The following is a 22,900-nucleotide window of genomic DNA, read 5'->3' as shown; positions in this document are numbered from 1 at the left end:
GGCTGTTCTCCTGGAAAACACCGTCCGTTTGCCCGCGTTCCAACAGAGGTTCTCTCCATGTCATCGGAGGCATCGAGCCGATCGACGGGGTGAGACCGGGGAGCATCTTCGATCTGCCGGTCACCGTGGCGAACAAGGGCACCGGAGCCGCCGAGAAGGTGTGGGTCTCCTACTCCGTCACCCGGGGACTCGACCTCGCGGAGGTTCCCTCCAACTGCCGAACACAGCAGGTCCGGTCCTACGACGAGATGCCCGAGAGGTGGACCGCGGTGTGCGCGTTCGACCAGGCGGTGGAGCCGGGCGTCGTCTACACGCCCGAGAGGCCTTTCCGTGTCAAGGCACTGGACCGCGCGCTCAACGACGAGCTGCGCCTGCGTGTCGGGGACGACGATCCGGGGGCGGACGATAACGGCACTCCGCCGGTGGTGGGAACCGCACCGGCGGTGAAACTGGTCGAGGGACAGGTCGGGGGCGAGGGGTCCGCGCGAGTCGTCGATGTGCCCGTCACCTCCGTCAACACGGCCGACTACCAGGTGACGGGTGCCGCGTTGAAGGGGAGCGTCGGTGAAACGGTGACGATGAAGGTGGAGTTCACCAACGCCGGGCCCGCCTGGGTCATGGCCAAGGTGGAGGACCGGTCCGCCAGGGTCATGATCACGCCTCCTGCCGGAACGTCGGTCGCCAAGACTCCCGGGTTCTGCAAGGCCAAGGGTGAGGCGTACGACTGCGGCACGAGTCAGCGGGCTCTCAACGAGGGCGGCCGAGAGACCTACACCTTCGAGCTGAAGATCGACAAGCGGGTGGCGGACGCCAAGGGCTCGGTGGCGCTGAATACCGAGGCGCGGCCGTTCGACCCCAACAAGGCCAACGACAAGGCCTACATCACGCTGGACGTCTCGGGTGGGGGCTCGACGGGCAGCTCGACCAGTGGCTCGGGCGGATCGGCCGGCGGCTCGTCGTCGACCGGCGACGACGGGACGACGGCGAATGGCGGCAACCTGGCAGAGACCGGGTCCTCGGCGCTACCGATCACGGGCGTGGCTGCCGCGGCGGTGGTCACGGGTGCGGGCATGCTCGTCATTGTGCGCCGCCGCCGGGCCCAGAGCCTGAGCTGACGACCGGCCGGCGCGAGCGGCGGTACTCGCCCCGGGCCGCTGGTCCGGGACCTCCGCGCTGCCTTGATCGGTGGCGCCTCGGGCGGTTCCGGGTCCCGAGCCGACTTGTTGAGCGGGGTGCACGAACCCCGTTGTCGGCGACGGACTGGAGTCTGTCAGCGCGGCTTGGTGATCCATTCATGCGCCGCAACCTGGAGCCGTGCCCGCTGAGCGCGGCACGGCTCCAGTCGTCCATCGTCACGGCATGTACCCGGCGGCAGCAATCCTCGGCCACGGCCGGTTCAGCGCGTTCCGATCAACCATTCAGCCCGCCTGCAGGGACCAGCTGAGCGGAGCGTATTCATCGACGCCGACCACGCGGGGTGCGGCGGTGGCGGGGTCCGGAAGCGAGGCGATCAGCCACAACAGGGTGTTCCTGCTGACCGGGACACGTAGCGACACCACGACGAATTTGCCCGCTGTCGGCAGGTCACGGGGAAACCGCAGGTAGGAGCCATGTACTCGGCCTGACCGACATCCGCACCCCGGACAGGCCGCCCGCTTGACGGTCGTCCGAGCCTCGACCCGGACGACCGTGTCGGTCACCTCAACCGAGTCCACCACCACGCCCTCGGCCGAGGAGAACAGCAGCTCATCCAGCTGCGACAGCACTTCGTTCACGGCGAAGGACTGTCGACCACACCACCATCCAGCCCGGCGATTTTCGGGCGAACTCAACCGACATCACACGAAGATCAAGAGTCACCCTGCGCACGCGACCACAGGAATTGGGCCAGAGCTGGCGAAACCCTCGCACCCCCTTCACCGAAGGTCCGCGCTTCACCGGGGAGCGGGGCCCGCCGAAGCCGGATCAGGCGCGCAGGGTGACGCCGAAACGGGTCCTCATCCGCCGCAGTTCCCACAGCGAGACGGCGGTCACCGACAGCGGCCCGCCCAGCGTGGAGCAGAACTGGACGATGGGCGGGCCCCCCGGCATGCCGTCGCCGATCAGGTTGAAGACCGCAAACACCCACACCAGCGCCAGGGTGAGGACGGGCGGCAGCAGCGGGTGGACCTGGGCGCTGTTGAAGGCACTGCGGGCCGAGTACAGCGACGCCATGAAGAAGAAGGGAAAACCCCACACGATCACGATGAGCGCGGCGACGGCCAGTACGTATTCCCACCAGCTCTTCCCGTCGCGGTCGTCGACGGTCAGGGCCGTAAGGACGAGGATTCCGCCGATGACGACCAACGTCAGCACGTACCAGCCGACCGCCTTGAGCGGAGCGCGCAGCCGCGAGCGCAGATGCGGCCGCAGGTGCGGGGGCGCGTAGTAGATGAATCCGAGGATGACCAGGGGCGCAGCGATGATCAGCACGAACGGAGCGGCGATGAGGTTGGCGACGCCGCTCCACGCCGCGTCCTCCCAGCGGTTCCGGTCCACGTTGTAGGCGAGGATCAGTGCGATGGTGGCGGCGGCACCGAGCACCGTGCGGGCCAGCTGGACGCGGTCCACGGCGCGGTCCACGATCCGGCCTTCACCCTCCTGCGCGAAGAGCCTGGTGGCGACGCGGTGCGCGGAGCGCAGGATCGCGGAGACGAGCCCGAAGGGTGAGACGTACGACAGGCAGCCGCGGGAACGCCGGACGGCGGGCCTCGTGGGCTGGGGGCCGTAGGGGTACGGAGGCTGGTTCGGGTACGGGCCCGGATTCGGTGGTGGCGGACCGTACGGGCCGCCCTGCGGTGGTCCGTAGGGAGCGCCCCAGCCGCCCTGACCTCCCGGTCTGTTGCCGCCAGGCTGACCCGGGCCGTTTCCCGGCCCCCATCCCCCCGTAGCCACGCCGCTCCCCGTTCGCTTTCGGCCAGTTGCTGTGTGTGTCCTGTGGTGCCACGGCGCAGTGTAGTGGCACATCGGGTGACAGAGGCCGCGCTCATTGCCGGTCGCGTCGCCTTGCCCGTCGCGCCACATACATGCACACCCGTCAGCGCTCCGGCGAAGCGCCGAGGCCGGTCAGGGCGCAGACCGGATCGAGGTCGGGGGTGCCGCGGGGCCACCAGTCGTCGTGGCCCGGTTCCGACTCGTACGGGTACCACAACCCGTCCCGGTCCAGGCGGAGTTGGACATGGCCGCGGGGGTGGGTGAGGTGGTTGCGCCAAGGGCGGAAGGCCTGCAGGTCGGCGGCGAGGAGGAGCGGGCGGGCGCGGGCGAAGCGTCTGGCCGGCGGGTCCCAGGGCTCCTCGAGAACGGCGAGCCCTTCGATGCCGCCCTGCCGCCAGGCCGCGACCGCGCGGGCCAGTTCGGCGGGGGTGCGGTCGGCGGCGGAGGCGAGCGAGGTGTAGAGCGAGCGGGAGCCGGCGGTGAGGCCGGAACCGGGGCGGGCGGCGGCGAGCCGGACCGCGTCCTGCCACAGCGTCAGCTCCGCCACCGGATCGCGGCCGGTGCTGAGCAGGGCGTGGGCGCGGGCGGCTGCGTCGGTCGCCAGCTGGTCCAGCGCGAAGGAGTCGGGGCCGCCGGGCGTCGCCGGGTAGACCGGGGGCTGCTCGGGGTGCGGAGGCACGGGCAACGGCGCAGGGAGAGGCGGGAGTTGGTGTCGGGCGAGGACGTCCGTGGCGTACGCCCGGGAACGGAGCCGGTGCCTGTTCTCGGGCGGCGCGAGCCGCACCGTTCTTTACTGAGGGTGCTGCTGCCGGAGCGTCGAACGCCGTGGTGACCCTCCGCGACCACTCCCCAAGATCTGTGCCAGAGCCTGGAACTCACCGACAAACGCTGTCGCTGAAAGCGAACGAAGCCAGGCATGAGCGCGAGAGAGCCGATTTCCGACTGCTCCTGCCGTAATCGAGCAGGAGAGCGCACGCAGAGCTCGCCCGACGCGAGCGGCGGAGACCCGTTCGGGCAGCGCTCGCTGATCTGGGCGGCCGACGCCGAACGTGAGCGAGACGTATCCGGCGAGGCAGGCTCCAGGGCAGGCCCTTGCGCACTGGATCCACGCCTACGCGCCGCAACGCGGTGATGACTTTGCTGAACTGACGTGGGCTCAGCCCAGTGACGGGACTATCCAGGACCGCTCCGACGCCGTGATCACACCAGTCACTGCGAGATAGTTACACGGCCTCACAAGCGCGGGCCTGCGGTATTCAGGAGAGGTCTCCCTGCAGTTCCACAGCCTTGAGCAGGCACTCGCGGTCGTCTGCGCTGATCAGTCCGTCCGGAAGGGTCTCGTCCTCCAGCAACGCGCGCAGCGCAGGGGCGTGTGCGGCGAACTCGGCCCTGCACCATTCGCGTTCCAGGTGATCGCAGTCGTTGCCGAGCAGCAGCACCTGGCGTTCGTTGTCCGCGACGACGGGTTGAGACAGCTCGGCGGCAACGACCAAGAGGTCGACCAGGCCAGGGCGCACCGCGATGTCAGGGACGGCTGCCAGGCGAATCAAGAAGGGCAGGGCAGTCGACATCACCGCGCTCACGTGAAAGCCACTGTCCATCAAGACGTTGCCCAGTACGCGCAGGGCCTCGGGACCAGCAGCCTGATCGAGGAGACCACGGAGCAGGACCGGGATCCCAGCAGGACAACCGGGAGCCTGCGACCAGGCGGCCTCGGCGCAGCCCACAAGCGCTGGATGGTCGCATTCAGCTTGCTCTATCTGCGGATACTCGCGCAGGAACTGAGCAACGGCAGCCTCTTTGGCCGCCACATCCAGTACGCACATCCTCTGCCCCGCCCCAGCTCACACGACATCGCCCCGATGAGCGTCCGCCGGATGAAACTCTTCCCGGGGCGGGCGTCGAACGCAAGCGCCAAGGTCACTGGCTGACACCGCCCACCCCGGGTCCTGAAGTCAGGCTCATGAACACCGCCTTGGGCAGCGAGCGCCATCGAGGCGCTTCGAACTCGTCACAGTGTGGACGGTAGGGAGCGGCCCTGACACCCCGTCACCCGCAAGAGGGAACCAAGGGAAGCTGCGGGCGAGGGATTCACCCGCGCGAGGGGCGGCGTGTCGTCAGCAAGCGGTGCAAGTCCGTCGCCGACGGGCCGATCAAGTAGGACGCTGAGGGCGAGTGGGAGCGGCACGACCCACAGTGGTTGTCGGCCAATGAGTTCGAGATCGTTTGGTCGACCGCCCGTCGGCAGCTTCAGGATCGTCAGCGGCGACATCGTTCCTGAGCGCGTCACGGCTGCGGCCTCTGACCAGGAAACTGCCATCTCCACTGCGAACCCGGGCGTCGAGCGTCTCGCCATCCTGACAAGGCCCTGTTCAGGCGGCATCGCCCTCGCCATGATCAATGAGACGCACCATCGGCACCGCCCGCGGGTCTTCTGCGACGCCTTGTCATTCCCCCACCCAGTCCCGGTTCAATCTGTCACCCCGCAGGTCAACGGCCCCGCCTCTGCAAGATCTAATGAGACGGGACAAGACCGCTCGAGGCGAGAGGTGACCCGCTGGCACCTGCCTGCAAGATCTGCTTCGCGTCACCCGTGCGCGGTCACGGCCAAGTAGCTGAGACTTCTCAACCAACTCGTCGTTTGCCACGCCCCATGTGACAAACCCCGGAGCCGAGTCTCACCGGACCTGTCCAACAGCAGGTCACGGTTTGATCGCTGGCCACGTCTCCAGAGACGGGACAGCAGGTCTGGCTGCGAAGGTGTACGAGGCCAACGGCCCCCGGGGCTCACCCGGGGGAAAGGGCGTCGTTGCTTGGGCTATCGGAGAAGCGCACCGCGACTTTGGTCCAGCGAGCAGCGCGCCTGATCAGTGAGGTCTTTCAGCGTTGCCGCTCCAGGGTGAGGACCGCTGCTGCGATTGACGTCATTCGATTCGGACTGCACCGCGCTCTGCGGAAGATCCGCCAGGGCTTCAGACGGGCGACTCCACCCTCGACCGGGGCCCGCGCCCTCGACAGCGCCCGGTTGACAGTCTGTTGGGTGAGCGTCAAATTCGCCTCCCGCCGGCCGTCTGGCCGGTGTAGTCATCCACGCGCCGACACCGATGTAGGACACGCCCTGGGGTTTTTCCCGGGTGCATCGTGTACCTCATCGGTCTAACGTGGAGATGTAGGTGGCACGGGGTTGACACTGCAACAAAATGCCCAAGGACGGGCACTTCGCCGCCTGGGAGCAGCCGGAACTCCTCGTGGAAAAGTTACGCACTGCCTTCCGCATCCTCCGGTAGGCCCGTGCCCGACCGACGACAAATGCCCTCGCGCGGCGGCGCGTCAACACTGAGCCGCTCGGCCGCCAGAGCTACGCGGCCACGTTGGCCCGGCCTCATAGAATTCTGGGCATCGGGCGCAGGAGAACGCTATGAGCACTCAAGAGCAGGACCGCGCACAGGGCGGCGTCAAAGAGCCGACCGTGGATATGAAGATCGAGGTCCACATTATCCCCGTCGCTGACGTCGACCGTGCCCTGCGCTTCTACCAGAGCCTGGGATGGCGGCTCGATGCGGACTTCGAGGCCGGCCCAGAATTCCGGATCGTTCAGCTGACGCCGCCTGGGTCGGAATGCTCGATCATCTTCGGTCGCGGGGTCAACTCCGCGGCGCCCGGATCCGCGGAGGGCTACCTCGTGGTCTTCGACCTCGACAAAGCCCACGCCGACCTCGCCAGCCGCGGTGTTGAGGTAAGCAAGATCTTCCACAAGGTCTACGACACCGGCGCTGAAGTACGGGTCAACGGCCGCGATCCAGACGGCCGCAGCTACGCCTCCTACGCCTCCTTCAGCGACCCGGACGGAAACGGGTGGTTGTTGCAAGAGGTGCAGGAGCGGCTATCTGGACGATGACGAGTCAGGAGGCTTTTGCCGTGGACTTGACTTGCTCCTCGGGCTGAAGCTCGAGGATTCTGGCCTTCTCGTCCGTTGCTGTGCCGCTACGCGGCACGGGGTTCGGTGGAGAATCCGTGGCTTCCTGTTTCGTCGCGCTGTGCCGGGACGAGTCCTGGTCTGACCTGCGCTCCGCAGGCTGCAACCGCCAGTCCGGCGGCCGTTTTGACGTTCTTCGCGGCGTTGTGGTCGCGGTCATGGACCGCACCGCAGGCGGTGCAGGTCCATGACCGTACGTGCAGGGGCTTGGGTCCGTCCTTGGCCCCGCAGGCCTGGCGGTTCCCCCTCCCAGGGTGAGCCGGCCCGGCTGGTCCGCGCCCGCCTGGATACTTCCCTGGCTCGGACTCGGCACCGACCGCGTGGACCTACTACCAGCACCGTGTGCCGAACTCGATTCCCGTCGAAGACGTCGCTGCGGTCATGGGAGTGCGGATCGAGGAGGCCAAGGTCATCGACCGGTGCCAGTCCAACTCCCGGCTCTGCGTGAAGACACCCCCACGCTCACCCCACCCTGGACATCCCCCGTTTCCGAGTGACCGCGCATGCCCCGGCCTTGAAAGCCTGACGAAACCCCCCTACCGCCACCTGCTACGGAGCCGCGAAAGTGGCGGCTGGGCCTACGGTGCCGGGTCCGTACCGCTCATTCAGGACTCTCACGGGACGTCGTGGCGAGCGGAATCACGTTGCGCCAGGGAATGACCGCCAGGACCGCCGCCAAGGTGATGGCCCCCGCGGTCAGGGCCGTTGTCGTGAGGCCGTCGACGAACGCCTGCCGTGCGGCCGGGAACGGTGGCAGCACGGCGGTCGGGGTGGTCGCCGAGGCCACAGTACCCAGGCGGTCGGTGACAACCGTGCTGAGGACGGAGCCCTGGACAGCGACGCCGAGGGAGGCTCCGACCTGGCGGGTGGCGTCGTTCACCGCGGATCCCAGTCCGGCGTGGGACGGCGGGATCGCCCCCATGACGGTGTCCGTGCCGACGGCCGCGACCAGCCCGGCGCCCAGTCCGGCGATGACTTCGAAGAGCAGCAGGTGTCCGTAGCCGGAGGTGGCCTGGGTGTGGCCAAGGATGGCGAACGCGGCGGTGACGAGGGCGAGTCCGGCCGTGAGCGGCGTTCGTTCGCCGTGGCGGGCCAGCAGCGGCGGTGCTGCGAGTGAGCCTGCGGCGAGAGCCACAGCCAGGGGCAGCGTGCGTACGCCGGCCTCCCAGGGGGTGTAGCCCAGGACGCCTTGGAGGTAGAGGGTGATGACGAACAGCGCTCCGTACATCGCGAAGGACAGCAGCGTCAGGGACGTGGCGCCGCGCATCACGCCGGGCAGACGCAGCAGGGGCAGGGGCAGCATCGCGTGCTCGGCGCGGCGCCTCTGATGTGCGACGAACACGGTCAGCAGGGCGGCGGCCAGGGTGAACCCGGTCAGCACCGGCGGGCTCGTCCATCCCTTGACCGGGCTTTCGATCACTGTCCAGACGAGCGTAAGCAGCCCGCACGCCGACAGCAGCGCGCCCAGGAGGTCGACCCGCTCGTCGCTGTGGCCCCCGGTACGGCTGGATCCTGTCTTCGGTACGGCGAGCAGGGTGAGGATCAGGGTCACAGCGACGAGGGGGACGTTCACCCAGAACCCGGCGCGCCAGGAGAAGGTCTCGACGAGGGCCCCGCCGAGCACGGGTCCTGTCATGCCGCCCAGACCGAGGGCGGCGGCCCACACGGCGATCGCCCGGCGCCGCGGGGCGGGGTCGGTGAAGAGGTTGCTGATGATCGACAGGGTGGCGGGCATGAGCAGGGCAGCCCCTGCGCCCATGCCACAGCGCGCGGCGATGAGCCAGCCCGGTTCCTCGGCGAGTGCGCCAAGCGCGGATGTAGTGCCGCACACGACCAGACCGAGCGTGAATGCGCGGCGCCGACCGATCCGGTCGGTGAGGGCTCCGGCGGTCAGGACGATGCCGCCGAGGACCAGGGCGTAGGCGTCGACGATCCACTGGATCTGGGCCATGGAGGGTTTCAGGTCGCGATCAAGGTCGGGTAAGGCGACATTGAGGACGGTCAGGTCCATGCCGAGCAGGAACACGCCTAGACAGACGACGACGGCGGCCGTCCAGCGCGCACCGTCACGGGTCATCGGGCCGCCATCTGTAGGTCCTTGGCGAGCCGGCGCACCAGCGCCGGGGTTTGGTCTTGCGGGTAGGTGTGGCGTCCGGCGAAGAGGTAGGGCGTGGCGGGGGTGGTGAACAGGTCGTTCCAGCGCTCCAGACAGTCCGGCGGAACCAAGGGGTCCGCGTCGCCTCCGTACAGGGCCAGAGGCACCTGCAGGGGTGGTTCGTCGTGGTGGCGGTGGTGCAGGGCGAGGACCAGGTCGGCAAGGAACGGCGTGCACAGACTCGTCACGGCCACCGAGTCTTCGAGAATTTCGGCGGGGACGGGCCCCACCATGTCGGTGAAGGCGTTGAGGCCGGAAGTAAGCAGGGTGGCCAGGAGCCGGTCAAGTTCCCCCTGGTGGGGTGCGGGAAAGGCGGAGAAAGCAACGAGTACAGGCTCGCGTCGACCGGTGCGCCGCAGGCGGCGCGCGGTCTCGTAGGCGAGCAGGGCGCCGAAGCTGTGCCCGAACAGGGCGAAAGGCCGCGGGTCGGTGGCATCGTCGGTGAGGGAGGCGAGCGCGGCGGCGAGTGCTCCTGGGTCGGTCGGTGACGGCTCGTCACGGCGGTTGCCGCGGCCGGGCAGGGCGACGGCGTAGGCCTCGACGGCGGTCGGCAGGAGGTCGGCCCAGGGCTGGTAGTACTCCGGGCCGGAACCGCCGGGCGGCAGGCAGTACATGCGTGCGGTTGCCTGGGGGCGGTGGGTGAGGGGGACGAGTGCGGGCACGGAAGCGTTCCTCATCGGGCCTGTCAGCGGGTGGGGTTGAGGCGAGCGAGCACACGCTGGGCCAGCGCGGGAAGGTTCGGTGTGCCGGCGAGTTCCATGGTGGGCAGGTCGCAGCCGAGCCGCTGCTGCAGCAGGGCGGCGAGTTCGGCGGCCAGCAGGGAGTCCACGCCCAGCTGGTCCAGGCGTCGGGTCCGGTCGATGCGGTCGGGCGTCGTCTGCAGGACGTGGGCGAGGAGGTCGGCCAGGACGTCCTCGACGAGTGCGGCGGCGTTGCCGGGCGCGGCCTGTTTGAGCGCCTGTCGCAGTGACTCCGCACCGTCGGTGTGTTCGGCCGGGGGCAGCAGCGCGGCCGTACGCGGTGCGGAGAGGATGTGCAGGAAGCGGTGCATTCTTGCCCAGTCGATGTGCCCTACGGTGACCGCCGTGGTGTCGGGGTCGGGGTCCGCGAGGAGCCGGTCGAGGGTGGCGAGCGCGTCGGCGGTGGCGAGTCCGCCGATGCCCAGCGCCGTCATCTCGTCGTCGCGTTCGGTGCGATGCACGTAGCCGGATCCGGCGATCGCGCCCCACTGCACCGCGAGGGCGGGCAGCCCGGCCCGGCGACGGTCGCGTACGAGGGCTTCGAGGGCGAGGTTGGCGGCCGCGTACGACGACTGCGTGAGGTTGCCTGCTACGGCGGCGGCCGAGCTGTAGACGACGAAGAAGTCGAGCGGGCGGTCGCGGGTCAGCTCGTCCAGCACGTGACCGGCCGCCATCTTGGGGGTGAGAACGGCCCGTACGCGCTCGTCGTCCAGTTCGTGCAGTGGGGCGTCGTCGAGCACCATCGCCGCGTGGACGACTCCGGCCAGGCGCCGCTCTTGGGCGTCGAGGCCGTCGAGGATCCGGCGCATGGCGTCCGGGTCGGCCGCGTCGACGGCGTACGTGTTCACCCGCACGCCGAGTTCAGCGAGGTCGGCGGTCAGTTCGGCGGCGCCGGGCGTGCGCGCGCCGCGTCGGCCGACCAGGGTCAGGTGGCGGGCCCCGCGGGCGGCCAGGTGGCGGGCGGTGGCGGCGCCGAAGCCGCCCAGCCCGCCGGTGACCAGGTAACTCGCCTCCGGGTCCAGGACGAGGGGGGTGGCAGCGGGGCGGACCGGCAACGGTTCGGCGGCGTCGAAGGCGACGACGACCTTCCCGATGTGCCGGGAGTGCTGCAGAACGGCGAACGCCTCGCGGATCCTGGCGGCGGGGTAGACGCGATGCGCCAGCGGGCGGTAGATGCCCTCGTGGACGGCCCGGGTGATCGCCGTCAGATGGGCGTCGGCCAGCGCTGAGGCGTCGGTGAGCAGGGCGGCGACGTCCACTCCGTAAAAGGAGAGGTTGTCGCGGAAGGGCGCCAGGGCGAGGGAGTTGTCGGCGAGGAAGTCGCGCTTGCCGAGCTCCACGAACCGGCCGTGCGGTGCCAGAACGCGCAGACTGCGGTCCATGGCCTCACCGGCCAGGGAGTTGAGGACGACGTCCACGCCCCGGCCCTGGGTGATCGCGTCGATCTCGTCGGCGAAGCGCAGCGTGCGTGAGTCGAGGACGTGCTCGATGCCGAGCAGCCGCAGCAGGTCACGCTTGGCGGGACTGCCGGCGGTGGCGATGACCTGGGCGCCGACGTGCTGGGCGTACTGCAGGGCGGCCAGGCCCACGCCTCCGGCCGCGCCGTGCACCAGCACGGTTTCGCCGGGCCGCAGGCGGGCCAGGTGGTCCAGGGCATGCTGGACGGTCAGGAAGACGGTCGGGAGCGTGGCGGCCTCGGTGAAGTCCATACCGTCCGGCAGCGGCATCACTCGGTCCGCGCGGACCCACGCGTGCGAGCCGTAAGCGCCGAGGGTCAGACAGGCCACCCTGTCCCCGACACGGATGTGTTCGACGTCAGCGCCCACGGCGACGACCGTGCCGGCGCACTCCAGGCCGATCGGTTCCGCGTCGAGCCCGCGCGGCGCCTCGGGCGGCGGTACGAGGCCGGTCGCGGCCATGATGTCGCGGTAGTTGAGCGCGGCGGCCGCGACCTCGACGACGATCTCGCCCTGGCCCGGCCGGGGCGTTCGGGCAGGCCGCCAGCCGAGCCGGTAGCGCAGACCGGGCTCCTCCAGGACCAGGGTGTACGAGGGGGACGTCCCCGCTGTCCATGCCGTCGGAGCCGGGGCGGGAGGCGGTGCGTAGGGACGCAGCCGCGTCACGAACCGTCCCTGGCTGGTCAGCAGGACCTCGTCGTCGGCCGGGCGGGCCGTCAGCTCCTCGGCGAGCCTGTCCTCGGCACCGGCAGCCAGGGCGATGCGTCGGACGGTCAGCCGCGGTTGTTCGTTGGCCAGGCTGCGGGCCGCTCCCCACACGGCCGCGGCGGCGGTCGGCGGGATGTCGCGGGCTCCGCACACGACGAGCCAGACGGTGACCTCTCGGTCCGCGGGCAGCTGCCAGGTGGCGGTGGCGAGCGCTCGCAGCACGGCCAAGTGGCGTACGGCGGCCTCCGTGGCAGCGGCCGGGCCACCCCCGCTCCCGGTCGCGCCGCCCTCGCCGCTGCCGGCCAGGAGGATCACGTCGTCGGTGTCCGCGAGGAGTTCTGACCACCGCAGCGGACTTTCACTTGCGCGCCGGGCGTCGGCGCGCAGGACCGTGGCGGCCGCGGTGGCGAAGGGCCCGCTGGTCAGGTGGGCCACTGCGGGCGGGCGCACCGAACGCGGCTCGGGCGATGCGGTCGCCGGCATCGGCGCGGGTGTGGGGCGAGGGGCCCGGACGGTGAGGATGACGGAGTAGTGGTCGTGCGCGGGCTGTGTGGCGTCGCCGGGCTGCACAGTGCCGGTGTATCCGCACTCTTCCAGCAGTCCGGGCCATCGGTCGCGTGCCAGCAACGGCCCGTCCGGCCGAAGATCGGTGTCCTCGGCGCCCCAGTAGGAGTCCAGCAGCCCGAACACCGGTGTGAGTGCGGCCTCGTCGTGGCTCTCCACCGCGAGCAGTTGTCCGCCGTCGGCCAGCAGATCACCGATCCGGTGCAGGGTGCGCCGCAGATCCCGCGTGGCGTGCAGCACGTTCGCGGCGATGACAAGGTCGTAGGAGGCAGGGGTGAAGCCCTGGGCGACGGGGTCGGTGTCGAGGTCGAGGCAGCGGTAGTGGACGAAGTCGTGGTCGGCGAGGCGGTCCTGGGCGGCCGGGAAGAAGGCCGAGGACACGTCGGTGTAGGTGTAGTGCGTGCGCTCGGGCGGCAGATGCGGCAGGAGCGCGGCCGTCAGCCCGCCTGTTCCGGCGCCGACCTCCAGCACACGCAGCGGCCGCCCCTCGGGCCAGGCCGCGAGGGCCGTCTGAAGCAGGAGCCGGGCGGTGCGGTACTGGTGGTGCATCACGGGCGTGCTGTCGTAGATTCGCGCGGCGAGGGCGTCGGGCTCGGCGAACAGCAGCGTGAGCGGATCGGCGCGCCCGAGCAGCACGTCCGCCAGATGCAGCCCGCACACGCCGTACGCCTGCGCGGGGGCGGCCTCGGCCGGGAAGGCCAGGAGTGCTTCCTTGAACAGCCGGTGCGGCTGTGGTTCCTCCGCCACGCGCCACCGGCCGTCCCCCTGCGTGGTCAGGACGTCCTGCTGTACGGCGTGCTCGAACAGGGCGGTCAGCAGCCTGAGATGCCGGGGCCGCACCCCGGCCGCGATCAGGTCGTCCAAGGTGAACTCCACTGCGCCCGGCAGGAGTTCGCGTACGGCGGCTGCGGTCAGGTGCGCGCTCATGCGCAGGCAACGGGCGCGGGCGCGGTCGTAGGGGTGTGTCCGCCATTTTTGGGCGGCTCGCGAGAGTTGGTCCGCGCAGGTGGCGAGGGTGTCAATGGGCGTGGGCCAGGACGACTGGGTGGCCCGGCTCGTGGGCAGCGGGGCGGCGCGCAGGACCTCGGCGAGCTGTTGGGGGGCGGGGGAACGCGTCGCGTCGAAGCGGCGCAGTCGGCAGCCGAGCGCTTCCAAGGCCACGGTGCCGTCTTCGGCCATGACGGTCATGTCCCAGACGGCCTCGCGTGCGGTGCGGGTACGCAGGCGTACATGGATCAGGCCGGTGCGGGGCAGCGGCTGCCAGCAGCGAACGGTGTCGATGCCGACGGGCAGGAAAGCGGCCGGCGCGCGGTCGGGGTCGGCCGCTTGCCGGTCGGTGGCTGCCGCGAGCAGCGGCAGGCCCGCCTGGAGCGCGCCGTCGAGGAGGGTCGGATGGGCGAGGGGAGCGTCGTCGAGCTCGGCGGTGGCAGCGTAGGAGGCGAGTACTTCACGGCTCTCCCCGCCGTCGGTGCGCAGGCCGGTCAGGGTACGAAACGCACAACCGTAGGGCAGCCCGGCACGGGCGCAGACCGTGTAGTGGTCGCCCGCGCTCATCTCGCGGGGCATGCGGGCGCGCAGCGTGTGCGGGTCGGCACCGGGCGGGCAGGCGCGCAGCAGCTTGCGTACGCGGCCGCGTGTGTGTTCGACCCATGCGCCACCGCTCCCGTCACGGCTGGAGACGGTGAAACGGCCGTCGTGTTCCAGCGCGGTGTGGACGGACATGGTGCGGTCCTCGTCGTCGCCCGGCAGGCTCAGCGCACGGCTGATCGACAGACCGTGCACCTCCACGGGCGCGTTGTGCACGGCCTGCCCGAGGGTCAGGGCCATGTCCACGTATCCGGCTGCCGGCACGACCACCGTCTCGCCGACCAGGTGATCGGCGAGCCATCCCAGGGCGCCGGAGGAGAGCTCCTGCTGCCAGGCGGGCCGCGCTCCCGGCTGTCGTACGCCGAGCAGCGCGTGCGGGGGCTGCGCCGACTCGCCGTCGTCCTCGGCCGCGGTCTCCAGCCACCATCCGGGATCGCCGTTCCAGTGGCGTTCACGCTGCCAGGGATAGGCGGGCACATCGGCCACCCGTCCTGGATGCGGGAACGGGATGCTCCAGTCGGTTTCGGCCCCGCACGCCAGCAGCTGCGCCACAGTGGCGTCGAGCGCGTCGGGGCCGGAGGCGGTGCGCGTGAGGGTGGGGATCACGGCGACGGGCTGCCCGGCACCGGTCGTGACACGGCGCAGATACGCGCCGAGTACCGGGTGCGGGCCGATCTCCACCAGGACGTCGCAGCCGGCCTCACCGACGAGGACGTCCACCCCTTCGGCGAACCGGACGGGCTCGCGGACATTGCGCCACCAGTACTCGGCGTCGAGAACCTCACCGCTGCTGAGCCGCCCGGTGACCGTGGAGGCCAGAGGGATGTGAGCGGGCCGTGTCGGCAGCCCGGACAGCATGGCCGTGAGCGGCCCGCGCAACTTGTCCATGGCCGGGCTGTGGAAGGCGTAGTCCAGCCCGAGGTCGCGGAAGAACACCCCCCGCTCGCCGAGCTCTTCGCCGAACGCGGCGAGCACTGCGGTGTCCCCTGCGACGGTCACGTCCCGGGCGCTGTTGATCCCGGCGATCACCAGCCGCTTCGCCTGCCCCATCTCGAAGATCAGCTTTTCGGCGTCCTCGGATCCGAGCCCGACGGCCGCCATTCTCCCGCTCCCGGCGGTCGCGCCCTGGGAGCGGCTGCGCGCGGCGATCACCCGGCAGGCGGCCACACGGTCCAGGGCTCCCGCGCAGTAGGCGGCCGCGACTTCGCCCACGCTGTGCCCGCACATCGCGGCGGGAGCGAAACCGCGCGCGGTCAGCGCCGCGACCAGCCCGGCCTGGAGGGCGAACAGCATCGGCTGGGCGATCTCGGTGCGCTGCCACACCTCCCGCCCGCGGGGTGCGGCCATCTCCTCCCTCACCGACCAGCCCAGCAGAGGGCGCAACACCTCGTCGACCGCGTCGACCTCAGCCGTGAAGTGCGTTTCGGCACCGAGGAGTTCCGCCCCCATCCCCGCCCACTGGGAGCCGTTGCCGTTGAAGACGAGTCCGATACGACCCCGCTCCACACCGACCGCACGAGCCGTGCCCCGTGCGGGCTCGCCGCGTGCCACCCGCCGCAGCGCCGCTGACGGGTCCTCGGCCAGCAACGCGAAACGATGCTCATACCGGGCCTGACGACGGCACGCCGTGTAGGCCGTGTCGTAAAAGGCGTCCGGAACCAGGTCCTCCAGGTGCTCCGCCCACCGGACGGCGGCAGCCTCCAACGCCTGCGGCGTACGAGCGGACACAACGAGCGGGAGTGGGCCGTCGCAACCGGGACGCGCCCCGTCGTACGCCTTGGGGGCTGCGGACAGCACCACGTGGGCGTTGGCACCGCCGAACCCGAAGGAGTTCACCCCTGCCACCGGCCGCTTCCCGGGCAGAGGGCGCGCCTTGGCCACAGGCTCCAGGCCCAGCCCGGCGAAGTCGATCCGCGAACTCAGGGGAGTCGTGTGCAGCGTCGCGGGAATCCGCCGCTCCCTCAGCACCAACAGCGCCTTGAGCAGCCCGGGCACGCCTGCCGCCGCCTCCAGGTGCCCCAGGTTCGACTTCACCGATCCGATCGGCAGCGGCGCGCCCGAGGTACGGCGCCGCCCGAGCACCTCACCCAACGCCGCACACTCCACCGGATCCCCAGCCTGGGTACCTGTGCCGTGCGCCTCGACGTACGCCACCTCGTCCGCGCCGATGCCCGCCTCGGCATACACCCGCGCCAGCAGCGCGGCTTGGCTGCGCGCACTCGGCAGCGCCAACCCGACGGTACGTCCGTCCGTGTTGATACCACTGCCAAGGATCACCCCGTGGATCCGGTCGCCGTCCGCCAGCGCCGCAGACAGCGGCTTGAGCACGAGGACACCGGCTCCCTCCGCGCGCACAAAGCCGTCCGCGCGCTCGGAGAACGGGTGGCACCGCCCGGTGGGCGAGAGCATCGACGCCTGCGCGAACCCGACACTCTCCAACGGATTGAGCATCACGCTCACACCGCCCGTGAGCGCGAGCGCACTGCGCCCGGACCGCACCTCCTGACACGCCTGGTGCACCGCGGTCAGCGTCGACGAACACGCCGTGTCCACCGCGAACGACGCACCCTGGAGATCGAAGACGTACGACACCCGGTTCGCGGTGTTGCAGGACGCCGTACCGCTCATGGAATACGCGTTCATCGTGCGCGGCCGCCGCTGCTGCAGATCGCCGAATCCGTGCGACGACACGCCCATGATCACCGCCGTGTCGCTGCCGGCCAGCGCCGCCGGGTCGATGCCCGCGTCGCCGAACGCTTCGACGGCGCACTCCAGGAGCAGCCGCTGCTGCGGGTCCAGCCTGGATGCCTCCTTCGGCGAGATGCCGAAGAACTCCGCGTCGAAGGCGGCTACGTCGTCCAGGAAGCCGCCCGCGGCCGTGTACGTACGGCCGGAGCGCGGACGTCCGTCGGACGACACGAACCGCGTCACGTCGAACCGGTCGCCCGGCACCTTGCCGACCAGGTCCCGACTCTCCGCCAGCGCCGCCCACAACCCGTCGAGCGACCGGATCCCCCCGGGCAGCCGGATCCCCACGCCCACCACCGCGACGTCTCCGTCCCGGGCCTCCGCATGCCCGGGCGGGGTGGTGGCAAGGAGAACGGCATTCTCCGCGGAAGCATCGGACATCGTACGAGCGTTGTCGTTCACCTGGGTCACGCTTCCCCCAACTCGTTGGGCCGACCTGGGGTTACTGCCGACGAGGGATGCGGGACGGAGCCTTGAGGCAAGTTACGCCAAGGGGTTGTACTGCGCTGTGCCCGACGGCAACGCCGTCCGACACTGCCGCCCCTTTTCATCGTCGGCTCTGCAGACGTTTACGCAGCGCGAGGTTCGGTGTTCCAGTCGGCAAGGAATGCATCCCGGTAGCCGTCCCGGACGTCGTGGTGCAGCACGTCGATGCCGCCGTTGCCGTCCTGTGGGAAATACGGGTCTCCCATCCCGCTCGCACCGGGCGTCCGGCCGGCAACGACCCGGCCAACGTCAGCCCGAACAGGGCCGGGACGAGCCCGGTACGGAGGATCACGCCGGAACCTACGGCACCGCTGGGGCCGCTCGACGCGGGCCGACTTTATTCGGTTGCCGCTCCCCGTCTCCGCCCCTCACCATGGGCGGGACACCGGGAGCTGCCCGGTGCTCCACGAGAGGAGGCACGACCGTGACTACGACTGTCCTCGGCCTGCCCGCAGACCGATCCTCTCTCACCTCATGGAGCACCTCCAGCGATGTCTCACGACGATCTCTCGCAGCACCCTCAGCACCCGGCATTTCCTGACGACTTCATCACCGACCCCTACCGCCACGTCCCGCCGCCGGACGACCTGGGCGACGTCGACGACCGGTTCGTCTTCGACTTCCGTTCCTACGACGACCTCGAGGACGGCCAGCGCTGGTCGACCTGGCTCAGCGTCGAACCCCTCTGCCGAGGCCCCGAGCCGCTCCCGGACTGGGTGGTGACCTCGCAGGGCGCGATCGACACCGAGCTCGGCGTCCTCAAGACCGGCAAGGAGGCCGACGTCCACCTCGTCGAACGCGCCGACCCGCTCGACCCCGCCGCCGGCGTGGTCATGGCGGCCAAGCGGTACCGCTCTCCCGAGCACCGGGCCTTCCACCGCGCCGCGTCCTACACCGAGGGCCGCTCGATGAAGCGCTCACGTGACGAGCGGGCCCTCAAGCGGAAGAGCACCTTCGGCCGGCAGGTCGCGGCCGGCGAGTGGGCGGTGTCCGAGTGGGGTGCGCTGGTGCGGCTCTGGAACCTCGGGCTGCCGGTTCCCTATCCGGTCCAGATCGACGGCACCGAGATCCTGATGGAGTGGATCACTGTCGTCGACGAGGACGGCGCCGTCGCGACCGCACCCCGGCTCGCCCAGACCCGCCCCTCACCCGAGCTGCTGGCGGCGTACTTCGAACAACTCACCGATGCGCTCGCGACGATGGTGCAGAACGGTTTCGTGCACGGCGACCTCTCGGCGTACAACATCCTGGCGGCGGGCGAGCGGCTGGTCATCATCGACCTGCCACAGATCGTCGACCTGGTCGGCAACCTCAACGGGATGACCTTCCTCCAGCGCGACTGCGCCAACATCTGCGGCTGGTTCCGCTCGCGGGGCCTCGATGCCGACGAGCACACGCTGTTCGCGGAGCTGATGGCACACGCCTTCTGACCGGGCGGCTAGCTGCTTGCCCCTGAAAAAGGGTTTTGGCCTGGTGGCAGGCCTGTTGCTGCGGGCTCACTCCTGTGCCGGGGCCAGGGGTAGTTGCGTCCTCACCGGCCGCTGACAGTCATCCGATGGAGGTTGTAGGCGAAGATCCCGAGTCCGGCCCAGGTCTGCGCGCCTGCCAGGCGGCGCAGCCGGGTGCGGCGGAAGCCGAAGCTGCGCTTGAGGTGGCTGATACGGGCTTCGATGCCGACTCTCCAGTTCCGCATCCGGCGGAACGGGCGGGTGCGCTCGTGCTCGCGTCGAGTCTTTCCCGGTGTTCCGTTGCGTCGGAGGCCGATCCGCTGGACGCCGAGTTCGGCCGGCGCCCGGTCGTTGGCGGCGGTGCCAAAGCCGCGGTCGGGGACGACGGTGCCGGGCGGTCGGCCAGTGAGCGCGGTCACTCGCTCGACCGAGGGCACAAGTTGCGGTGCGTCGGGCGGGTTCCCGCGGTTGACTTGGTGGTCGACGACGAAGCCGCGTTCATCCTCGGCGACCAGGGTGGTGTAACCGAACTGGGTGGGGTGCTGAGGCTTGCCCTTGCGGATCGGCCGGGCCTCGGGGTCGGCTAACGAGACCAGCCGGTCGGGGATGGTGCGGATGCCCGCCAGCCGCAAAGCGGTCTGCTCCAGCAGCCGGCGAGTGCCGGCCGAGGTCTCGGCCGGCCCCGCCACCACTCGCGCGAGGCGTCCCGAAGGCCGTTTGCCCAGCGCGCGGCGGGCGTTGCGCTCCGCCGTGGCCGCGTCCCGCAGTGTCGCGCGCGCCGCGGTGGCGATCTCACCGGTGAGCCGGTCGGTCTCGCCCATCGCCTGGCCGGTGCGTCGTCGCAGGGTGCGCGAGAACTCCTTCAAGCGGCGCCCTGCTGATCGGTGCGATCACGGAAGCGGGTGCGCCTGGCGCCGCCCGCGGCCTTGATCCGGCGTACCAGTCGGCCCAGCTTGCGCACGCCGTGGTCCAGCAGGTCGGCGTCCGTGGGGTGGTCGATGTCGGCTTCGATCACGGTGGTGTCGATGCGCAGCTTGCGGCACCGCACCAGCTTGTCCTCGACCAGCTCGATTCATCGTCGTTGTCGGACTGAACGCGGGGGAAGGTGTGCCTGACTGTCGATGCCGTCGAAGGCGTTGACCTGTGCGGTGGGGATGTGGCTCTCGTTGGCCTCGCTGCCCCGTCCAAAGTGGTTCAGGAGCAGGTTGAGGAGGACGGCGGCGAGGCATCCCGCAGTGATGCCCGATCCCAGCACCATGGTGACGGGCGCGGGGAGCCGGTCGTAGAAGTCGGCCGATGCGATGGGGAAGAGGCCGAAGGCGAGGGCGACGGACACGATGATGCCGTTGTGCCCGGTGGCCAGGGATGCCTTGGCGAGGGTCCGGATTCCGGCGACGGTGATCGAGCCGAAGAAGACGACTCCCGCCCCGCCGAGTACGGGCAGCGGCACGAGCGCGACCAGCGAGCCCAGGACCGGCACGAGGCCCATGAGGACCAGGATCGCTCCGCACAGGGTGACCGCGTACCGGCTGCGGATGCGACTGATCGCGACCAGGCCGACGTTCTGCCCGTAGGCGCAGCTCACGAAGGCTCCCAGGGCGCCGCCGAGTGCGGTGCCCAGACCCTGGGCGCGCAGGCTGCCCGCGATGACGCGGTCGTCGACCGGCCTGTCGACGACCGATCCCACCGCGATCAGGGACGCGGTGGACTCCGTCATGGAAACGAGCATGACGACGAGCATGGTGGCGATGACCGGCGCCTCGAACTGCGGGGCGCCGAAGGCGAACGGTTGCGGAAGCGCGAACAGCGGTGCCTGGGAGAGGTGGTCAAAGTCGACCTTGCCCATCGGCACCGCGGCGGCCGTGCCGGCGATGAGGCCGAGCAGGATCGCCACCCGTTGCAGGAAACGTCCGCTGAGGAGTCGGTGGAGGACAAGCGTGAAGGCGAGGGTTCCGGCGGCGAGCGCGAGGTTGGACGGTGAGCCGTAGCCGGAGGACTCGGGGTCGCCGCCCCGGGCCCACTTCCCGGCCACCGGCAGCAGCGAGAGGCCGACCAACGTGATGACGGAACCGCTGACGACGGGCGGGAAGAAGCGGACGAGCCGGCAGAAGGCCGGCGCCAGGAGGAAGCAGACGACCCCGGCGACGAGGGTGGCGCCGAACACCAGAGGCAGGGTGTCCTGCCCCCGTGACGCGGAAGCGGCCAGGACCGGGGAAACCACGGCGAACGAGACGCCGTTGGTGACGGGCAGCCCGGCTCCGACACCCCAGAAGCGCAGCGTCTGGGCGACGGTGGCCAGGCCCGCGACGACCAGGCTCGCGGCCAGCAGAGCGGTGAGCTGTGCCGCGGTCAGGCCGATCGCGCCGCCGATGATCAGCGGAGGCGCCGCGAGGCCCGCGTACATGCTGCCCACGTGCTGCAGGGCGGCGGGGATCATCCGCCGCATGGGCAGCACTTCGTCCGCGGGATGGGCGGGGAGGGACGGGGCGGAGCGGTCGTGCGTCAAGAGCCTAGGCGAGCGCATGGGGACAGTCCCTCCGAGAGACCGCCCGGCCGGCGCACGGCTGGGACGGTCGAGAGCGAAGCACGGCCGGACAAGTGGACGGACCTGCCCGGAGGGATACGGAAATCGTGCCGGATTCCGGAGTGCGGAGAACGACGCGATTCCCTGTTGCGGAATTTACTTTCCACTGTGGACGGCTGCGACCATACGAACAGGACCCCTGGTCGTCAACTCCTCCAGGCAGACCAATTGATTCCTGTGATTCTTTGGAGGTACGCACAACCGCCGTCGGCCAGGGCTGTCAACGCGCGTCAACCGGCGTCCTGAACTCCTGCGGAATCCGCAGGTCTTGGCTGGGGCGGCCCCCGGCCCTACGGTGTCCGGCTATGCCATCCCAAGACGATCTCCACAGCCCGTCCGAGGGCGAAGAAGACTCCGCCTATCCCCCGCTCGAGCCCCGCCACGCCGCCCGCGTGCGCGAGCAGCTCGGACTCACGCGCGGCCAGGTCGCCTGGGCCGTCTCGGCCTTCCAAGGGCACCCCCTCCACCCCGACACACTCCTGGCCTGGGAGCGGGGCACGGAGGCGCCGACAGCCCATCAAATCAACGCACTGGCAGCCGCGTTGTGGTGCTCGCCGGGTGATCTGCTCGGCGAACCGGCTACGCTCCTGCAGTGCCGGACGCTCCTCGGACTGACGGTGGAGCAGGTGGCCCTGGGGGTAGGCATGACCCGCGACCGCTACGCCGAGGCGGAACGGCGCAACCGCTGGCGCGGGTCCGAACGGCAGACCCAAGCATTGTTCGAGGTACTTCGGCCGCCGCCCGCCTGCTTCGTCGGCGCATGCGGCAGGACGGGGCAGCTGCGCGTGCTGCTGCGCGAGGCGGTCACGGGGTGGTGGCCGAACTACGTACGGCCCGTCGCGAAGATCGTCCCCGTGGCGCCGGCGGAGATCCACCGCGCTCTGGAACAGCTCCACCTGGCGTACCAGCGGATCGACAACCACGGCCGGACCGGAGCTGCCGCCGAAGCGGTCGAGCGCGAGGCCTTGACCTTCCTCGACCGGGTCGATGAACAGCTGTGGCGGCAGCTGCGCACCAGGGAGCCTGACCTCACCCGCCTCCCAGAGAGGAGGTCTTGACACACTCGCCGTCACGTGAGGCACTAGAGCCCCCCATCCATACGGAAGCCGATTTCCGCATCATGGAAGATCCGTTCATGCAGTCTTCGGCAGGGCCTGTCGGGGCTCGCTCACCCCGCGACGCCCCAGCTCGGGCAACTCCCACGTTCCCCGTTGCTCAGGGCACCCCTATGCCCTCGGGCCCTCCTGCCGCCCGCTCGACTGCGTCATCGAACCAGTCCACACGGCCCTCCGAGGCATCGGCCGCTCCCCTGCGCCAAGCACTATCGAGGCAGGTCTGCTGATGCCGGTTATCAGGGACTAAGTGCTCAGATCTGCGGCCGGGTTCGCCCACTCATCAGCCCGAATCCCGGTCGAGCACGGCATCGCTGATGGCACGGCCGATCATGTGCTCACGCTGACCATGCACGAGGTCG

The 22,900-nt window shown here is 70.2% G+C and carries 12 protein-coding genes and 5 pseudogenes; 4 read left to right on the top strand and 13 right to left on the bottom strand.

Annotated elements, in window-relative coordinates; translation table 11 throughout:
- The first annotated feature begins 89 nt into the window (after positions 1–89).
- A complete protein-coding gene (locus OIC96_RS47445) occupies positions 90–1,115 on the top strand; it encodes a hypothetical protein (RefSeq protein WP_330301866.1) in 1,026 nt (341 codons plus the stop codon).
- Positions 1,116–1,418: 303 nt separating this feature from the next.
- Here the strand turns inward: OIC96_RS47445 and OIC96_RS47440 are convergent, their stop codons facing one another.
- The 6 genes and pseudogenes from OIC96_RS47440 to OIC96_RS47415 all read right to left on the bottom strand — a co-directional run.
- The gene (locus OIC96_RS47440) at positions 1,419–1,775 is read right to left on the bottom strand and encodes a transposase family protein (protein ID WP_330301867.1); all 357 of its coding nucleotides are present in this window, start codon (positions 1,773–1,775) and stop codon (positions 1,419–1,421) included.
- A 190-nt stretch (positions 1,776–1,965) separates the two neighbouring features.
- Positions 1,966–2,934, bottom strand: a complete 969-nt coding sequence (locus tag OIC96_RS47435; protein ID WP_330301868.1) for a hypothetical protein — start codon at positions 2,932–2,934, stop codon at positions 1,966–1,968.
- Positions 2,935–3,076: 142 nt separating this feature from the next.
- A pseudogene (locus OIC96_RS47430) lies at positions 3,077–3,755 on the bottom strand (SWIM zinc finger family protein); the annotation flags it as partial.
- A gap of 288 nt (positions 3,756–4,043) precedes the next feature.
- A pseudogene (locus tag OIC96_RS47425) lies at positions 4,044–4,186 on the bottom strand (IS5/IS1182 family transposase); the annotation flags it as partial.
- 43 nt (positions 4,187–4,229) lie between these two features.
- Positions 4,230–4,799 (bottom strand): hypothetical protein, encoded by a 570-nt coding sequence (locus tag OIC96_RS47420; protein WP_330301869.1) that lies wholly within the window; start codon positions 4,797–4,799, stop codon positions 4,230–4,232.
- Positions 4,800–5,853: 1,054 nt separating this feature from the next.
- A pseudogene (locus OIC96_RS47415) lies at positions 5,854–6,085 on the bottom strand (transposase family protein); the annotation flags it as partial.
- 306 nt (positions 6,086–6,391) lie between these two features.
- Here OIC96_RS47415 and OIC96_RS47410 point away from each other — a divergent pair.
- The gene (locus OIC96_RS47410) at positions 6,392–6,871 is read left to right on the top strand and encodes a VOC family protein (protein WP_330301870.1); all 480 of its coding nucleotides are present in this window, start codon (positions 6,392–6,394) and stop codon (positions 6,869–6,871) included.
- Positions 6,872–6,957: 86 nt separating this feature from the next.
- Here OIC96_RS47410 and OIC96_RS47405 read toward each other — a convergent pair.
- From OIC96_RS47405 to OIC96_RS47385, 5 genes and pseudogenes are all read right to left on the bottom strand, one after another.
- Positions 6,958–7,179, bottom strand: a pseudogene (locus OIC96_RS47405) (zinc ribbon domain-containing protein); the annotation flags it as partial.
- 371 nt (positions 7,180–7,550) lie between these two features.
- A complete protein-coding gene (locus OIC96_RS47400) occupies positions 7,551–9,026 on the bottom strand; it encodes an MFS transporter (protein ID WP_330301871.1) in 1,476 nt (491 codons plus the stop codon).
- Entirely contained in the window at positions 9,023–9,766 is a 744-nt protein-coding gene (locus tag OIC96_RS47395) for a thioesterase II family protein (RefSeq protein ID WP_330301872.1), read from the bottom strand. Before OIC96_RS47395 ends, OIC96_RS47400 begins: the two co-directional genes overlap by 4 nt.
- 23 nt (positions 9,767–9,789) lie before the next feature.
- The gene (locus OIC96_RS47390; protein ID WP_330301873.1) at positions 9,790–17,289 is read right to left on the bottom strand and encodes an SDR family NAD(P)-dependent oxidoreductase; all 7,500 of its coding nucleotides are present in this window, start codon (positions 17,287–17,289) and stop codon (positions 9,790–9,792) included.
- 188 nt (positions 17,290–17,477) lie between these two features.
- On the bottom strand, positions 17,478–17,600 hold the full coding sequence (locus tag OIC96_RS47385; protein WP_330301874.1) for a hypothetical protein: 123 nt from the start codon (positions 17,598–17,600) through the stop codon (positions 17,478–17,480).
- A 285-nt stretch (positions 17,601–17,885) separates the two neighbouring features.
- On the opposite strand from OIC96_RS47385, the gene OIC96_RS47380 reads away from it, so the two are divergent.
- Positions 17,886–18,824 (top strand): serine protein kinase RIO, encoded by a 939-nt coding sequence (locus OIC96_RS47380; protein ID WP_330301875.1) that lies wholly within the window; start codon positions 17,886–17,888, stop codon positions 18,822–18,824.
- A gap of 101 nt (positions 18,825–18,925) precedes the next feature.
- Here the strand turns inward: OIC96_RS47380 and OIC96_RS47375 are convergent.
- Positions 18,926–19,911, bottom strand: a pseudogene (locus OIC96_RS47375) (transposase); the annotation flags it as partial.
- A gap of 3 nt (positions 19,912–19,914) precedes the next feature.
- The gene (locus OIC96_RS47370) at positions 19,915–21,348 is read right to left on the bottom strand and encodes a nucleobase:cation symporter-2 family protein (RefSeq protein WP_330301876.1); all 1,434 of its coding nucleotides are present in this window, start codon (positions 21,346–21,348) and stop codon (positions 19,915–19,917) included.
- 383 nt (positions 21,349–21,731) lie between these two features.
- Here OIC96_RS47370 and OIC96_RS47365 point away from each other — a divergent pair, with 383 nt between their 5' ends.
- Positions 21,732–22,484, top strand: coding sequence for a helix-turn-helix domain-containing protein (locus OIC96_RS47365; protein ID WP_330301877.1), 753 nt, complete (start codon positions 21,732–21,734; stop codon positions 22,482–22,484).
- Positions 22,485–22,900 lie beyond the last annotated feature (416 nt).

Source organism: Streptomyces sp. NBC_00775 (assembly GCF_036347135.1).
Lineage (GTDB): Bacteria > Actinomycetota > Actinomycetes > Streptomycetales > Streptomycetaceae > Streptomyces > Streptomyces lutosisoli.
Note: the sequence above shows the minus strand (reverse complement) of the source record. Positions and strands in the feature narration are given on the sequence as shown.

Bases quoted from the DNA above. Each gene is read 5' to 3' on its own strand.
- OIC96_RS47380 (WP_330301875.1), top strand. From the start codon at position 17,886: ATGTCTCACGACGATCTCTCGCAGCACCCTCAGCACCCGGCATTTCCT.
- OIC96_RS47420 (WP_330301869.1), bottom strand. From the start codon at position 4,799: ATGTGCGTACTGGATGTGGCGGCCAAAGAGGCTGCCGTTGCTCAGTTC.
- OIC96_RS47410 (WP_330301870.1), top strand. From the start codon at position 6,392: ATGAGCACTCAAGAGCAGGACCGCGCACAGGGCGGCGTCAAAGAGCCG.
- OIC96_RS47400 (WP_330301871.1), bottom strand. From the start codon at position 9,026: ATGACCCGTGACGGTGCGCGCTGGACGGCCGCCGTCGTCGTCTGTCTA.
- OIC96_RS47365 (WP_330301877.1), top strand. From the start codon at position 21,732: ATGCCATCCCAAGACGATCTCCACAGCCCGTCCGAGGGCGAAGAAGAC.
- OIC96_RS47390 (WP_330301873.1), bottom strand. From the start codon at position 17,289: ATGTCCGATGCTTCCGCGGAGAATGCCGTTCTCCTTGCCACCACCCCG.
- OIC96_RS47385 (WP_330301874.1), bottom strand. From the start codon at position 17,600: ATGGGAGACCCGTATTTCCCACAGGACGGCAACGGCGGCATCGACGTG.